This window comes from Leptotrichia hongkongensis, assembly GCF_041538065.1.
In the GTDB taxonomy this organism is placed as follows: domain Bacteria; phylum Fusobacteriota; class Fusobacteriia; order Fusobacteriales; family Leptotrichiaceae; genus Leptotrichia; species Leptotrichia hongkongensis.
The window spans coordinates 141,845-159,797 of record NZ_JBGORW010000007.1; the positions used below are offsets into that span (position 1 = coordinate 141,845).

The window sequence follows — 17,953 nt, forward strand, 5'->3', positions numbered from 1 at the left end:
ATAAAAGCAGGGAGAGATATGAGAGAGAATAGTATTTCGTTAGAATTAAAAAAACAGATAACGCCAAGTATTTTCGTAATCGGAGAGGAATATTATAATAAGAGTTTGGGGAATATAACTGCACTTTTCGCTGATGGAAATTTTATAACGGTGGAAGGTGAGTACAAGGAAAACAGTCTTTGTAAGACATCAATTACGGTAGAACAGAAAAAAGGGGAATTTATCGAAGCAAACTGTGATTGCATATTTTTTAAGAATAATAAGAAAAATTGTTGTAAACACGTTGTAACTTTGGGGATGATGGCAGATCATTCAGAAAAAATTTCAAAAGTTATTGGGACAGATGAAATTGAAATGATGTTTGAAGATGATTTTGAGGAAGATAATAAAAAAATAGCCAAGATTAAGGAAAAAGACCAAAATATTAGAACTGAAAAAGCTACTGTGAAAAATTCAGAAAATGATAATAAAAATAAATCAAGACAGAGATTAAAACTAAAAAGTGAAAATACAAAAAAATTAGATAAAACAGTTGAAACTTTTGAAAAAGAGGAAAATATTCAAAATGGTGCATTTACAAATTTTGATAAAAAAAATAAAAATTTGGAAATTAAATTTGAAACAATTGAAACAAATACTGAAAAAGCTGTAAAAGATGAAATTGAAAAAGAGAATATAGATTTTCAAAAAAAGAAAATAAATGAGGAAATATTGGAAAATGTTGAAAGTATTTCTAAAAAAATTAATGAAATCTATAATCTTTATTTAGAAATCGAAAATATTCAAGCTGATGAAAAACAGGAAATGAAACTGGAAATAGAAATTGATGAAGGAAGTTATAGCGACTATAAATATGGGTATGACTATAATCAGGAAAATAATGTGCCAGACTATATTTTGCGAATAAAGACAGGATTTAAGAAAATATATTATGTAAAAGATATTTTGAAGTTTATTGAGGCTATTGTGAAAGAAAGGGAATATGAAGTTACTTCCAAAATTACTTACAGCCCTAAGAACTGTTTTTTCAATGAAACAAATAAAAAAATAATCAATGCAATTTACGAATACAGCAAAGAGATTCAAAGTGTTATAGACAGCGGAATTAAAGATAAAAAAGGCTTGAAAGTATATGAAATGCTTTTAAATAAACTGCTTGTAGCTATGGAAAAAGGAAAAAATCTTATTTTGTTAGGGGAGCAAAAACAGATAATGAGCAGTTATGAGCCTTTATTTGTAATCGAAAATGGCAGAATTATGATGAGAAATATAGAAAAAATCTCGAAAAATAGCCCATTTTATTCTTTTTCAAATGATACAGCGAAAGTCTTTAAGATGGATGCGAATGAGGAAAGATTTTTTGGGAAATTTGATTCTCTAGATACAGATTTATTTAATCAGCTTTCGTTTGAGGATAATCAGAAGCTGGGAGCAGTTTTGAGATATGAGAATGTAAATGTTGCTGAATATATTGAAGAAGATGGAAATATTGATATTTTTGTTTCAGAAACTGATGAAAAGGAAGTAGTGAAGGTTAATCTGTCAAATACTATTTGTGCAATAAAGAAAAATGGAAAATATTTTATTCCAAGAAAAAATATGAATTTATTCAAGGAACTAAGAAAACTTGTAGAAAGTTATTCTGTTGCAAATATAGAATTGACAGAAGGTACTTATAATGTAAATTATGAAGGTCTAGGGAAAATTTCAGAATATATTGATAAAAAATATTCAAACAAGGTAAAAATTCATTTAGACAATAAAATAAAAAATGCAAGAAATATAGATGTTCATATTGGAATAAAGAAAGTGGAGCATAATTTCTTGAATATCAGTTTTGATATTGAGGGAATAAAGACTGAAGATGTGGAAATTGTGATGGAAGCCATTAAAAATGAACAAAAATACATAACGCTTTCAAGTGGAGAGCTTGTAAAAATTGCCAACAAAAGTATTGAGGAATTAGTTGGAATTACAGATTCTATTTCTAATCTGAAAGTAGGAGAAAATAAAATTTCTAAAATAAAGGCATTGCAGCTTGCTCAAGTTTCAAAAAATATTCAGGAAGAACTTGTAAAAATGGATGAATTTAAGGATTTGTTCCATAAAATAAAAAATCGGCAGGAAATTGAGCCACATAATATAAATGTAAAATTATTTCCATATCAAAAATTAGGATTTAACTGGTTAAAAAATATGTATGATATTGGATTTGGTGGAGTTTTAGCCGATGATATGGGTCTTGGTAAGACTTTACAGACAATTTCACTGTTAAATGAGATTTATCAGGAAAATAGAGATTTTTCGGCATTGATTATTGTACCAAGTTCATTATTATACAATTGGAAGGAAGAGATTATCAAGTTTACAGGGATAAGTCCAACTCTAATTGAAGGAACGGCAGTTCAAAGAAAAGAAATTATTTCAAGAAAATCAAAAGGATTTATGATAACAACTTATCAGGCTTTGAGAAATGATATAGAGGAATATAAAAACAGAGAATTTGACGTAGTAGTGCTAGATGAGGCCCAAAATATAAAGACAACGACATCTCAAATAAAGAAGGCGGTTATGAAAATCAATAGCAAAGTTAATTTTGCATTGACAGGAACACCAGTTGAAAATAATATTTTAGAATTATGGTCAATCTTTGATTTTGTAATACCTGGTTATCTCGATAATTTGACAAAATTTAAAAAAACTTATAAGGAAGCCATTATAAATCCAAATTCTTCTAAAATAAATAATCTACGTGAAATCATAGCTCCATTTTTGTTAAGAAGAACAAAGAAGGAAGTGCTGACTGAATTGCCAGACAAGATTGAATCAAATATGGTTGTAACATTAAGTAAGGAGCAAAAGCAGCTATATATGTCCTATATTAAGCAGGCCAAGAGTGAAATGAAGAAATTCAACAAAAATGACAACAATAGAATGAAAATACTTGCAATCTTGACAAAACTTAGACAAATCTGTAATTCGCCAACTTTATTCAAGCAAGACTATAAAGGTGAGGTAGCAAAGATAGAAGTACTTCGGGATTTACTTCCAGATATTACAGAAAATGGGCATAGATTATTGATTTTTTCACAATTTGTAGGAACTTTGAAGGAAATTGAAAAAGAGCTTGTAAGTATGGGGATTGAATATTTTTATATTGATGGAAACGTAAAGTCTAAGGAAAGAGTTGAGATTTGTAACAGATTTAACGCCGGAGAAAGACAAGCTGTCTTAATTTCGCTAAAAGCAGGTGGAACAGGATTAAATCTTGTTGGAGCAGATGTTGTAATTCATTATGATCCGTGGTGGAATATTGCTGTTGAAAATCAAGCAAGTGACAGAGCATATAGAATTGGACAGAAAAAAAGTGTGCAAGTTATAAAACTTGTGACAGAAGGAACAATTGAGGAAAAAATCATAAAAATTCAGGAAAATAAACGTCAATTAAGCGAGAATTTACTAGAAAGTAAAGACGGAGAGAAAGTCCTTTTTGAAATGAGTGATAAGGAATTAATGGAATTATTAAGCTAAACTAAAAAAATTTACATTATTATTAATAAATTTTAGTTGCATTTTTTACATTCATTTGGTATAATAATTCTAGAAAATTAATATGGAGGTGGCATTATAATGCTAGATAAAATTAAATCAATAGTAGTAGATCAATTAGGAGTAGATGAAGATCAAGTAACAGAAGATGCATCTTTTGTTGATGATTTAGGAGCAGATTCATTAGATACAGTTGAATTAATCATGGCTTTTGAAGAAGAATTTGACATTGAAATTCCTGATGAAGATGCACAAAAAATTAAAACAGTTAAAGATGTAATTGAATACATCGAATCTAAACAATAGATAAAACTTTTGGGGGACTTTCCCCCCTTTTTTATTGAAAAAAAAATGAAAAAATGTTAAAATAGTCTTATTGTAAAAAAGTTATTATTTAAAATAATAAAATAAATTAATTAATTAATTAATTAATGTAATCTATTTTTAACATAATTAATAAAAAGTTTTTTCGTGTTATGGATTATTTTGGCTAATAATTGTTTTTTCTTTTATATTTTTTAATTTCTTTTTATGTAAGGGCATCAGACGCCATGCCCTTACAACCCCGCTTTACGCAAAACTTTCTTATAAAGAAAAAATAAAACTCGATTTTGAATTAAGGTTATTTTAACACCAATAAATGTTTATGATTTAAAATATACTCCAAAATCTCAAACAGTTATTTTTCCTTTAACGAAATTTTGCTTATTATTTCCAGTATCGTAATTATTGTAATTAATTTAAAAACGTCGTGATTTTTTTGAAAGAAAATTGGTTGTTTGAGCTTTTTAAAGGTTTCTAAATTACAATTAATTTAAAGAGGTAACAAGAACTTTTGTTTAAAAGCGAGTTTCAATTTTATTTCAAAAAAATGCTTAGACAAGTCGGGATTGTAAAGGGGATGATGACTGATCCCCTTTACGTTTAAAAAAAGAAAAATATACAAAAATAAAAGAAAAACCCTTTTATTAATAACAATTTATTTTATAAAATTTAAAATTTGTATTTAGAATTATAAAAAAATAAAAGATGAGAGGTGTATTAATGAGAAGAGTAGTTATTACAGGAATAGGATTAGTAACTCCGTTGGGAACCGGGAAAGATAAGGCTTGGAAAAATTTGTTGGCTGGAGAATGTGGAATTGATAAGATTACACAGTTTGATACTTCAGAGCATTCAGTGCATATTGCAGCAGAAGTGAAAGACTTTGTGCCTGAAAATTATATTGAAAAAAAAGAATTGAAAAAAATAGCTAGATTTTCGCAATTTGCGATTGCGGCTTCTAAAGAAGCATTGGAAGATGCTAAACTTGAAATTACAGAAGAAAATGCGGATAGAATTGGAGTGATTATTGGTTCAGGGATAGGAGGACTGGATGTAATTGAGCAGGAAGTGGAAAAGCTTGTTACTAAAGGACCTAAAAGAGTATCACCATTTTATATTCCAGCAGCAATCTTGAATATGGCTTCTGGAAATACTTCAATTTATATTGGAGCAAAAGGGCCTAATAAGACTGTTGTTACAGCTTGTGCTTCAGGAACGAACTCAATTGGAGATGCTTTTCAAGCAATTTTATTAGGAAAAGCTGATGCAATGGTAGCAGGAGGAACAGAAGCAACTGTAACTCCATCGGGAATAGCAGGATTTGCAAACTTGAAAGCATTGTCAACTAATCCAGATCCTAAAACTGCATCACGTCCATTTACAGCGGATAGAGATGGATTTGTACTTGGGGAAGGTGCTGGAGTGCTAGTGCTGGAAGAATTGGAACACGCTAAAAAACGTGGAGCAAAAATTTATGCAGAAGTTGTTGGATATGGAGAAACAGGAGATGCTTATCATATGACAGCACCATCTGACGGTGGAGAAGGAGCAGCAAGAGCGTTTAAAATGGCTTTGGAGCAAGGAAATATTAAACCAGAGGAAGTTGGATACATTAATGCACATGGAACATCAACACCTGCAAATGATAAAAATGAAACACAAGCAATAAAAACAGCATTTGGAGAACATGCATATAAACTTGCTGTGAGTTCTACAAAAGGTGCGACAGGACATTTATTAGGTGGAGCAGGTGGAATTGAAGCAGCATTCTTGGCACTTGCGATTTCAGAAGGAATCATGCCTCCAACAATAAATTATGAAAATCCAGATCCATTATGTGACTTGGATTATGTACCAAACAAACCAGTTAAAAGAGATATTGAAGTAGGAATGTCAAGCTCACTAGGATTTGGTGGACACAATGCAGTTTTAGCATTTAGAAAATATAAATAATAAAAATATTTTGAAATAATTAAGGGGAGAATAGGTATTAATTTTCCCCTTGATTAAACACTAAAAAAATAAGATAGAAGATAAAAGGAGGTGAGACGAATGGAAATAAATAGGAATAGAAACGCTGATGAATTAATGAAAAAAATAGGATACGAATTTAAAAATAAGGAGTATCTGGAAGAAGCGTTGACACATAGATCGTATTCCAATGAAACCGAGAAGGATAGAAGATTTAATAATGAAAAGCTCGAATTTTTAGGAGATGCGATTTTGAATCTTATAACAACAGAGTATATTTATGAACTTTATGAAAAAAAGACGGAAGGAGAACTTGCAAAGCTTAAAAGTCAGATTATAAGCGAACCTGTATTTTCAACTATTGCGAGTGAGCTTGAGCTAGGAGAGTATTTATACTTGAGTAATGGTGAAATTATGTCTAGCGGAAGACACAGAAGATCTATTCTAGGGGATGCTTTTGAAGCTTTGATTGGTGCGATTTTTAAGGATTCTGATTATTATACTGCGAAAAATATTGCATTAAAATTTTTACTTGGGAAAATAAACAAACTTGAAGAAATAGAAGGAACAGGAGACTATAAAACAGTTTTGCAGGAATTTGTACAAGGAAAGTACAGAAAAATGCCTGAATATAATTTGATTAAAACTAGTGGACCAGACCATGACAAAGTTTTTGAAATGTCTGTAAGCTGGAATGATAAAATTCATGGTATAGGAACTGGAAAAAGTAAAAAAGAGGCAGAAAAACATGCTGCAAGGGAAGCTCTCGCAAGATTAAAAAAATCAGAAAAGTAAAAAAATGCAATCAAAAAATAGGAGAACAGGATGGGAAAAGTAGCGTTATATCCAGGAAGTTTTGATCCAATAACGAAGGGGCATATTGATATTATAAAGCGTTCTTCAAATTTATTTGACAAGTTAATAATAGGAATTTTTAAAAATTCTACAAAATCAAAGGCTTGGTTTTCTGATGAAGAAAAAGTTGAAATGATACAGGAAATCTTGAAAAAAGAGAATATTAATGCTGAAATAAAAATTTTTAAGGGATTATTAGTCGATTTTATGTGCAAAGAAAATGTAAATATTCTGATAAGAGGATTACGAGCATTGTCAGACTATGAATACGAGCTGCAGTTTACTTTGACAAATAAAACACTTTCAAAAAGTGAATTTGAAACGATATTTTTGACAGCTTCAAGAGAATATTTATATTTAAGTTCGAGCCTTGTAAAAGAAGTAGCTTTAAATAAGGGAAATTTGAGCTTTTTTGTGACAAAGAATGTAGAGCAACGTTTGATTAAGAAGGTTAAAGAACTGGAAAAACATTAAAATTGCTGTTTCACAGTTAATAAAAAGAGAAAAAACATAATTTTGTTAAAAAAATTTGATAAGATAGAAATGTAAAAAATAAAAGGGGAACTCAAAATGGCTGTAAAAAAGGAGAAAACAAAATATATATGTTCAGAGTGTGGATATAATTCACTAAAATGGCTTGGAAAATGTCCTAACTGTGACTCGTGGGGAACGTTTGAAGAGGAAATTGATATAAAAAGTACGTTTAGGAATGTGGAATCAAAGGAAGTTTCGATAAGCAAGATAACAGAAATCGAAATAGAAAAGGAATTTCGGATGGTAACACCTTTTGAGGAATTTGATAGAGTACTGGGAGGCGGGCTAATAAAGGGAGAAGTTGTACTGATTACGGGAAGTCCTGGAATCGGAAAATCAACTTTTTTGCTTCAATTATCTCAGGAATATGCAAAAATTGGAAATGTATTCTATGTTTCTGGGGAAGAATCGCCACGACAAATAAAACAGCGTGCAGAACGTGTCAATGTAAAAAGTGAAAATTTGTATATTTTGAATGACACAAATATTGAAAAAATCGAAAGTGTAATTTTGAAAGATAAGCCAAAAGTTGTTGTAATTGATTCAATTCAGACACTTTATTCAGAAAATGTTAATTCCATTCCTGGAAGTGTAACTCAAATTCGTGAAACAACTTTAAAAATCATTGAAATTGCTAAAAAAAACGAAATTGCATTTTATATTGTGGGACATGTTACAAAGGATGGAAAACTAGCAGGACCAAAACTATTGGAACATATGGTAGATGCAGTATTGCAAATTGAAGGAGAAGAAAACAATTACTACAGAATTATCCGCTCTATAAAGAATCGTTATGGATCCACAAATGAAATTTCAATTTTTGATATGAAAGAAAATGGAATTAGTGAAGTAAAAAATCCGTCTGAATTTTTTATAAGTGATAGAGATGAAAAAAATATTGGAAGTATTATTGTGCCAATTTTTGAAGGAAGCCGTGTGTTCTTATTTGAAGTGCAGTCGTTGCTAGGAACTCCGAATTTTGGAATGCCACGAAGAACAGTAGAAGGATATGACAAAACTCGTGTGGAAATATTGAGTGCAGTATTGTCACGTTCTTTGAAGGTAGATGTAAATTCAAAAGATATTTATATAAATATTCCAGGTGGAATTGACTTGAATGATAGAAGTTCTGATCTAGCAGTGGTTTTTTCGCTTTTATCCTCAGTAAAGGGAGTGCCGATAAGCCAGAAAATAGCGGCTATTGGTGAATTAGGTCTGAGAGGAGAGGTAAGAAAAGTTTCATTTATCAAAAATAGAGTGAATGAACTAGAAAAGATGGGATTTTCAGGAGTGTATCTTCCAAAAAGTCATCAGGCAGACTTTGAGAAGGAGAAAACAAAAATAAAACTTAATTATATAAGTAACATAAGTGAACTTGTTGAGAGGATAAGATAAGCCAAACGGAGCAAAAAGGCGAAAGGATAATAAAGATGATAAAAAAGGCAGTTAATAAGAAGAAAATATTGGAGCATATATTTGATAGGGTAGCACCAGGAACAGCTTTAAGAGAAGCAATAGACAAAATTCAGGAAGCAAAGTTGGGAGCACTGATTGTACTGGGAAATCCTAGTGACTTGAAAGATGTGATGGGAGGAGGATTTGAGCTAAACACTGTATATTCGCCACAAAAAGTTTACGAATTGTCCAAAATGGATGGTGGAATTATTTTGTCAGAAGATATAAAAACAATTTATGGAGCAAATATCCAATTACAGCCGAATTATTCCATAGAAACAGATGAAAGTGGAACAAGACATCAGGCGGCACACAGAATCGCTCAGCAAAAAGGAAATTTAGTTGTAGCAGTTTCTGAGAGAAGAAATAAAATAACAGTGTATTATGGTAAATTTAGATATTTACTAAATGAAATTGGAGATTTACTGACAAAATCTTCACAGGCAATAACGGCTCTTGAAAAATATTCTATTGCGATTGAAAAAAATCACGTGAACTTGTCAATTCTTGAGTTTGACAATATGGTAACACTTTATGATATTGTAGAATGTGTGAGAATGTATGGGCTGCTTTTCAGAATGTCGGAAGAATTGATTGAATACATGGCAGAGCTTGGAAGCGAAGGGCGGCTTATAAAAATTCAGTATGAAGAAATAATGTTAAATAAAAATGAAAGTTTTGATGCTCTTATAAAGGACTATAAAATAAGTGAGGAAACAGCAGAAAAAATTGGTTTAAGAGTGAAATCCTTAACGAAAGAGGAATTGCTGGATGATGAAAAAATCGTGTGTTTACTTGGATTTGATACAAATATTATAAATTTTGATGAAAAGATAGAGCCACGTGGTTATGGACTTTTGAGCAATATAACAAAAATAAGCAAAAAGGATAGAGAAATTCTTGTAAAGGAATTTTCAAACGTTCATTCAATCTTAATGTCAACAGCTTCAGATATTGCTAAAATAAAAGGAGTTAGTAAATATAAGGCTGAACATATTAATAAATCACTAAAACGTATAAAAAATCGAACTGTAATTGACAGGGAATAAAATATTAATTGAAATTAAGAAGAATTATAAAAATAAAAAAATTAAGAAAGTAGGTAAAAATGAAAGATAAAAGAGTAACTGTTGGAGGACAGGCTGTTGTGGAAGGGGTTATGATGAGAGGACCTAAAGCAATTGCAACAGCTGTTCGTAAGCAGGATGGAAGTATTGTTTATAAAAAAATAACACTTACTGAGAAAAATAATAAATGGTTAAAAGTGCCTTTTGTTAGGGGAGTTATAGCACTTTATGATGCAATGGTAGTTGGGACGAAAGAACTTATTTTTGCATCAAATCAGGCTGGACTGGAAGAGGAGAAATTGACAGATAAACAAGTTGGGTTTACTGTTTTGACCTCAGTTTTGATGGGAATTGCAGTGTTTATGTGGTTGCCATCTGCTATTGGAGGATTTTTCTTTAAAGATAATGTTTTAATGGCAAATATTGTTGAGGCTGTTATAAAGTTAATTCTTTTTTTAGGGTATATCTATGGAATTTCATTTTTGAAGGATATACAGCGAGTTTTTGAATATCATGGAGCAGAACATAAAAGTATTATGAATTACGAAATGGAAAAGGAATTAACACCAAAAAATGCAAAAGAATGTACAAGGTTTCACCCAAGATGTGGTACAAGCTTTCTTTTACTTGTAATGTTTATAAGTATTTTAGTATTTTCAACAGTTGATTTATTTTTTAAAGTTCCAACTGGACATTTTACGATGCTTCTTTATAAATTAGTAACAAGAATTCTATTTGTACCATTTGTTGCTGGACTTTCTTATGAAATACAGCGTTGGACAAGTTATCATTTGGATAATGTTTTTGCTAAAATGATAGCTGTTCCAGGAATGTGGCTACAAAAAATAACTACAAGCGAGCCTGATGAAAGTCAATTAGAAGTTGCGATTGTAGCATTAAATGTAGCATTAGGAAATGAAGTTACAAATGCTACGGAAGTTTTTGAATAAAAAAATTGAATAATAATTGTCCATTATAAGTTATAGAGAAGGCTGGTTTTTTCCAGTCTTTTTTTTGCAATAAAAATTAATCTAAATGAAAAAAATAGAGATTTTTTAAAAAAATTTAAGATAAGGAAATTATTATGTAATACAATGGGAAAAGCAACTTTTTTATGGAAATATTTATATTATATTTTAATCTTTTGATAAAAAACAAACAAAACAAAAAAAACAGAAAAATAATTTAATGAAAAAAAAATAATTGACTTTTTGAAATTTTTTGGTAAAATAGTAATATAATAAAGTTATGTGAAATCCTTTGAAGCTGAACTCGAAAACTATGTTAAGTCCTGGATTTGATTAGTTTTTAGCAGTTCGCTTCTAAAAAAATTTAAATAGATTTCACCAAAATCTTATTTTATAAAATTATATTTTTAAAATTTACCTAGCCTTTAAAAATCTATGAGAAACAATTAGTATTTTATTAAAAAATATAGCTGTTTTGTTTAAAGATTAAATTACTTTGAATATGTTTAGGTAGTTTTAAAAATATAAATTATGTAGGATATTAAAACAAATAATATTTTTTAATAAAAAAAACATTTTAAATCACTAAAAATCACTTATTCAAAATTGTTTTAAGATTATACGAAATATTGAATATATAGTTTTAATGCAATTTTACTATATTTGAAATATTATTTTTTTGTTTTATATCAATCATATAAAAAAGGAGTTTTTTTAATTTTTTGAATTAAAACTTTATTATCATGAAAAATTCTTACAAGGAGATGTATTAAAATGACAAATAACATCAGAAAAATAAAGCAGGATTTGCGAGCCTATGCAAAAAGATGTAAAGATGTGCATTATACAGAAGGCCTGTTAATAACATTTTTAGTTACTGGAATTCTTTCTGTAACAAGGAATTTGTTCTCGGCTTCGGAAAATACAAGTATTGCAAGTCAAAAGCAGGAAATTTCTACATCAATTAAGACAATACATCAGCAAGTTAAAGCAACACGGAAAGAAAACAACAAATTACTGAAAAATACAAATCTTGAACTTATCCAGTTAATGGAACAAGGGGATCACGTTGTAAAATCTCCTTGGAGTTCTTGGCAGTTTGGGATAAACTATTTTTACAATGATTGGAGAGGAACATACAAAGGAAGAGGAGACAAAGCGGAAAAATATCCTTATGAAGGTATATTTGAGAGAAGTACAAATGCTTTTGAAAGATATACATCACCTTTAAGTCCTAATTATCAAAATTTACCTGAATCGACAAATCCTTATTCAGCATCGTCGAATGCAAGAAAAGGATTAAGCCAAGGATACGGTATAGCGAGTACAAGATCTAAATCAGAACCTTTAGTATCATTGAACGTGGAAGCATCAATAAGACCGAAAAATGTACAAAGAGATCCTGTAGCAGCACCAACAGTATCAGTTAATGCACCACAATTACAAGCGTTAAATGTACCGAATTTATTACCGCCTTCATTGGATATAAAAGCTCCTGAGGCTGTAAGTGTACCTAATAAAACACCGAATATAGTTCTTAATCCAACAGTTCAATATAATTTTGATGGTCATACTGTTACTGGTGCTAATCCATGGACGCCTAGTCATCCTGCTAAAGATCAAGATGGACAAAATAAACATTTTTGGTCAGGATGGAATCCTGCTACAGGTACGGTTGAAGCTGGAAAATCAGCTTGGAAGATTGTAGGAGGAGCAGTAGAAATAGATAATAGTCGAAGAATACCAAATGTATTTTATGCAAATGCAGTGGATAGAAGTGCTCCAACAGGTATAAAATGGACATTAAAAAATGCAAAAGTAGATGTTATAGGAGATCCTAGTTGGAATCCTAAAGGGACTTCTGCAATACATGCAGTTTGGGATGGAGATATAACAAATGTAGAGGCTAATTTGCATGGTTACTCAACATTCATCGCAGCAGAGACATGGCATGACGGTAAGGTAACTATAAATAGTTCAAAAGTAAATATTGAAAATAGTTACAATAGTGTGTTTTTTGGATTTCCGGCAACATATTATGCAATGGGAATTAATAATAATGACTATCATTCATATAATCAAAGAGGAGAGTATTCAGGAGATTTAAAAGTCAGCATAAATAACGCTGATAGTAACTATATTTACAGTATTATGGGAGTACAAGGTTCCTTTAAATTGGACAATAGCGGAGATTATGATGTAAAAGGAAACGGTAACTTAGTTTATCTTGGAATAGGTTATTCACCGAACTGGCAAAATCTTAAAGGAAGCGGAGATGTAACAAGTGATCCGAATACAGCTATGACTCCGAGTATAAAATTAGGAACATCAGGTAAAATTAATGTTGATGGAAATGAGAATGTAGGTCTATTCTTTGAAAATAGATATAGTAATTTTACTACTGGAGGGAATTTACCATTTGATTCTGCAAAGCCTAATTTTACTATTGATAAATGGAAAAAAAGTGTAATAGGTATTTATCAAGGTGAAATAGAAGTTGGAATGAAAGTCGGAGAAAATTCTGCATCTAATGGGAATGTTGGAGTATATTCGAGATCAGGTCAAAGAGAAGGAATAGTTCCAAGTCAAGATTTAGGAGCACCAGATGCGACTGATAGAGCAGCAGGACTGGCTTATGTTCGAGCAAATCAAAATTCAACATCAAATGGACATCCTGATTATGATACAGATAAAATACATAATTTAGAAGTTGCAAAAGCAGAAATCTATTTTGGTAAACATGCAACTAACAGTATTATGTTTGCTGCTGATAATGGTTCAGTAATAGATGTAGCTAACACAGATAAGGCAGATAAAAATTTAGGTCGTGAAGCATATAAAGAAGTTACACCATCAACTGAAATAAAAGATTCAGCAGCTCAATTAACAAGTTCATATGATGATACAGTAAACCAAGCTGCAACAGGAACAGTTATAGCTTATGCAACAGGAACATGGTCTAACCAGAATATGCCGGGAGGAGCTGCAACTCTTAATGGAAAAGGTAGTGAAATTAACTTGTTCCAACCTGTAATTATGTCAGGAAGAGCTAAATTAGACACGGCAACAAATAAAATGAATCCATCGGTTGCATTAATCGGAGATAACAAAGGTATCGTTAATGCTAAAAAAGATGTAACTGCAAATGGATACGGATCAATAGTTGCCCTAGCACAAAATAATGGTGAAGTAAATGTTACTGGAAAAATAACTGCAAAAGATTCATGGGCAGCAACTGATGCAGCAACAAAACCTTACTTATATACAAATATAGGAGCTTACGCTTCAGCAAACAGTACAGTTAATATAAAAGAACATGATATACACGGAATAGGAGCTGTTGCAGCAGGAGCAGGAGCAAAAGTAGTTGTTGACAGTACAAAAGCAGGAAGTACAATAAGAACAGGAAAAGAAGGAGCATTGGCAGCTTTAAACGGAGGAAATATAGAATATAAAGGTGGAACAATAACTCATGAAGATAATCAGGTAGATGCTAACGGAGTAGGTGATCATGCATCTTCAACACCATTTAATGCAGATGCAAATTCTCATATCAACTTTACAGGAGATACACAATTAAATATAGGAAGCGGAATCCTAATGCCAGGAACAGCAGCAGACTATGCAGCGGCAGCAGGAACTACTGCAAAATATAATGGAATGAGTAATGTTGATGTAGCTCTTACAGGAGATAATGTTATACTAAGTTCAAATGACGGAATAACAACAACTTGGACAGGAGCTCCTATAGGATCTGTAATACAAACAGATATGAAAGTAAGAAGTTTTAATGATAATGGACATTCATATAAGATTTACTATATAAATGGAAACTTTATTATAGATTCAGATATTGACCTTGACAGTCCAACAGATGCATTTAAAAATGTAGGATTATCAAGAGAAGTAGTTACAATAAATGCAGGTAAAACAATAAGTTCGACAGCAGGAAAAGGTCTTGCTATGGCATCAAATGATAAAGCAAATACAGATGCAGATAATAGCAAAACACAATATATAAATAATGGAACTGTAAATATAACGGGTGGAAGTCTTGGAGCAGGAACAATAGGACTTAATATAAGTTACGGACAAATAAACAACAATAGTAATATCAATGTAGATGAAGGTATAGGAGCCTACGGAATAAACGGAAGTACATTGAAAAATGACGGAAACATAACAATATCCAATAAAGGTGTAGGAATGGCAGCCTTTACATCCTTAGGTACAGCTTTACAAACATACGGTACTGATAAATTGATAAGCAGCGGAACATTAGGAAATGCAAAAACGCTTGAAATAATAAACAACGGAACAGTAACAGTAAACGGAAATAACTCAGTAGGTTTATATGGTGAATTGAATAAAGCAACAGGAGCACCGGCAGGAACAATATTAACAGCGGCAAATGGAAGCATAACTAATAATGGGAAAATAGTTATGACTGGAGATAATGCAGTAGGAATAGTATCAAAAGGAACAAAAGTAACTCTTACAGGAACTGGAAGTTCAGACATAGTAGTAGGTAAAGACGGAATAGGTGTGTATGCTGAAAATACTCCTGTAACTATAAACAGCGATTACGGAATAGAAGTGAAAGAAAACGGAACAGGAATATTTGTTAAAAACGGAAGTGATGTATTGGCACCTGGAAAAACTCTTGAATTAAAATACAGCGGTTCAAATACAGGAACAGGAGTTGGATTATTCTATGAAGGAGCAGCAGCTTCTAATATAGTAAACGGAACAAATGTAAAATTAGTTGATACTGTAGGAACAACAGGCGGATTAGTGGGAATATATGCTAATAATGGCGGAAAACTTACAAATACTGCAGATATAACAGGAGATAAAGGTTATGGAATTATAACAAACGGAACAGAAATAGAAAATACAGGAAATATAACATTAAATAACCCAATAGATCCGACAAAATCAAGTGTAGGTATATTTACTCAAGGAACTGACAAAATAACAAACAGCGGAAATATAACTGCAGGAGGAAAATCTGTCGGAATATATGGACATGCAGTAGATCAACTGGGAGGTTCAATAACAGTTGGAGATGGAGGAACAGGAATCTTCAGTGGAGGAGGAAATGTAAATCTGTCAGGAGGCTCAATAACAGTTGGTGCTGGAAAGGCTACAGCAGTATATACAAACGGAAGCGGACAGACAGTAACATTGGGAACTCCAGGAACAGGAAACGGAACTGCATTAACAATAGGAGATACATCATTCGGATTCATAAATGAAGGTACAGGAAATACAATATATTCATATAGAAATGTAAACCAAAATTTAGGAAATGATTCGGTGTATATTTACTCTAAAGATGCAAGTGGAAGAATAGAAAACTATACACCGTTGACATCAAACGGAGATGTAAACTACGGATTGTATGGAGCAGGGACAATAGAAAACCATGCTGATATGAACTTCGGAACAGGATTGGGTAACGTAGGAATATACAGTATAGATGGAGGAACAGCAAGAAACCATGCAAATATAACAGTAGGTGGATCTGATACAAGTGATCCTAATGTATCTAATCATAAATATGCAATAGGTATGGCAGCAGGATACGGAGAAGCACCTTCAGGATATACAGGAAATATAGAGAATTTATCCGGTGGAGTAATCAATGTAAATGGTGAGTACAGTATAGGAATGTACGGTTCACATGCGGGAACAACAGTAACAAATAACGGAACTATAAATCTTAATGCAAGTAACACAACAGGAATGTACTTGGATAACGGAGCAAAAGGAATAAATAATGGAACAATTCAATCAAACGGAAGCGGATTGAAGAATGTAACGGGAATAGTTGTAAGAAACGGTTCTGAATTATCTAATAACGGTACAATAAATATAGATGCAACAAATGCAAGAGGAATAATAACAAAAGGAAATCCGGCAGGAGCAAATCCAGGGGTAATTAAAAACTACGGAACATTAAATATAACTGGAAATGGTTCTCAAGATGTACAGGAAGCAACAGGTGGACAAGATATAGGTAAATCAATGGGAGGAGTATCTATAAATGCACCTGCAGGGTCATCGACAGCAACGATAACAGTAAACGGAAAACCGGTAGTTCCGGAATTAGCTACTACAAGTGGAACAGAGTATAAACCGATGGAAGTATCAACAATAGGAATGTATATAGATACTTCAAATAAAAGATTTACAAACCCGGTAACAGGATTAAATCATTTATCAGGATTAACGCAAGCAGACTTAATAGTAGGAACAGAAGCAGCAGAAAATACAACAAGCAAATATATTCAAATAAATGATAAGATATTGGCACCGTATAATCAAATGATATTAAATAATCCTCAAATAGAGAAATGGAATGTATATGCAGGATCGTTGACATGGATGGCAAGTATAGCACAGAATCAGACAACAGGAGTAATAGAGAATGCATATTTGGCAAAAGTTCCATATACACAATGGGCAGGAAAAGAAGCAACACCTGTAGAAGTAACAGATACATACAATTTCCTAGACGGATTGGAACAAAGATATGGAGTTGAAGGATTAGGAACAAGAGAAAAAGCATTATTTGATAAATTAAACAGTATAGGAAAAAATGAAGAAATATTATTCTATCAGGCAACTGACGAAATGATGGGACACCAGTATGGAAATCTTCAACAAAGAATCAATGCAACTGGAAACATATTGGATAAGGAATTCAGATACCTAAAACACGACTGGAGAAACCCGTCTAAACAGAACAACAAGATTAAAGTGTTTGGTGCAAGAGATGAGTACAACACTGACACTGCTGGAATCATAGACTATACAAGTAATGGCTATGGAGTGGCTTATGTTCATGAAGATGAGAAAGTTAAGATGGGTAATTCTGATGGATGGTATGCAGGAGTTGTAACTAACAGATTCAAGTTCAAGGACATCGGTAGATCAAAAGAAAATCAGACATTATTTAAGGCCGGAATATTCAAGACAATGTCACCTAAGAAAGATTACAACGGAGCACTGCAGTGGACAATTGGAGGAGATGTATTTGCAGGTATTAACGATATGAAACGTAGATATCTTGTAGTGGATGACATATTTGAGGCGAAGTCTGACTATCATTCTTATGGAGCAGCTTTAAAAACAGATTTAGGATACGATATAAGATTAAGTGAAAGAACACATTTCCGTCCTTATGGAGCATTGAAGATGGAATACGGAAGATTTAACAGCATC

9 protein-coding genes are annotated in these 17,953 nt (G+C 31.8%); all 9 read left to right on the forward strand.

What is annotated here, in order from left to right; translation table 11 throughout:
• Window positions 1-18: 18 nt before the first annotated feature.
• Window positions 19-3,531 carry an SNF2-related protein gene (locus ACEG17_RS06910; RefSeq protein ID WP_372583109.1) on the forward strand — a complete coding sequence of 1,171 codons (3,513 nt, stop codon included), beginning with the start codon at window positions 19-21 and terminating at the stop codon, window positions 3,529-3,531.
• A gap of 99 nt (window positions 3,532-3,630) precedes the next feature.
• Window positions 3,631-3,855, forward strand: a complete 225-nt coding sequence (locus ACEG17_RS06915; RefSeq protein WP_026746598.1) for an acyl carrier protein — start codon at window positions 3,631-3,633, stop codon at window positions 3,853-3,855.
• 738 nt (window positions 3,856-4,593) lie between these two features.
• Window positions 4,594-5,826 carry a beta-ketoacyl-ACP synthase II gene (fabF, locus tag ACEG17_RS06920; RefSeq protein ID WP_372583110.1) on the forward strand — a complete coding sequence of 411 codons (1,233 nt, stop codon included), beginning with the start codon at window positions 4,594-4,596 and terminating at the stop codon, window positions 5,824-5,826.
• Between the two features lie 99 nt (window positions 5,827-5,925).
• The gene (gene rnc, locus ACEG17_RS06925) at window positions 5,926-6,639 is read left to right on the forward strand and encodes a ribonuclease III (RefSeq protein ID WP_372583111.1); all 714 of its coding nucleotides are present in this window, start codon (window positions 5,926-5,928) and stop codon (window positions 6,637-6,639) included.
• 30 nt (window positions 6,640-6,669) lie between these two features.
• Window positions 6,670-7,173, forward strand: coding sequence for a pantetheine-phosphate adenylyltransferase (gene coaD / locus ACEG17_RS06930; RefSeq protein ID WP_372583112.1), 504 nt, complete (start codon window positions 6,670-6,672; stop codon window positions 7,171-7,173).
• A gap of 96 nt (window positions 7,174-7,269) precedes the next feature.
• Entirely contained in the window at window positions 7,270-8,628 is a 1,359-nt protein-coding gene (radA, locus tag ACEG17_RS06935) for a DNA repair protein RadA (protein ID WP_372583113.1), read from the forward strand.
• Between the two features lie 35 nt (window positions 8,629-8,663).
• Complete coding sequence (gene disA, locus ACEG17_RS06940) at window positions 8,664-9,737, forward strand: DNA integrity scanning diadenylate cyclase DisA (RefSeq protein WP_372583114.1); 1,074 nt, start codon at window positions 8,664-8,666, stop codon at window positions 9,735-9,737.
• 59 nt (window positions 9,738-9,796) lie between these two features.
• Window positions 9,797-10,705 (forward strand): DUF1385 domain-containing protein, encoded by a 909-nt coding sequence (locus ACEG17_RS06945; RefSeq protein WP_147005802.1) that lies wholly within the window; start codon window positions 9,797-9,799, stop codon window positions 10,703-10,705.
• 792 nt (window positions 10,706-11,497) lie between these two features.
• On the forward strand, window positions 11,498-17,953 hold a 6,456-nt coding region (locus ACEG17_RS06950), incomplete at its 3' end, for an autotransporter-associated N-terminal domain-containing protein (protein ID WP_372583115.1).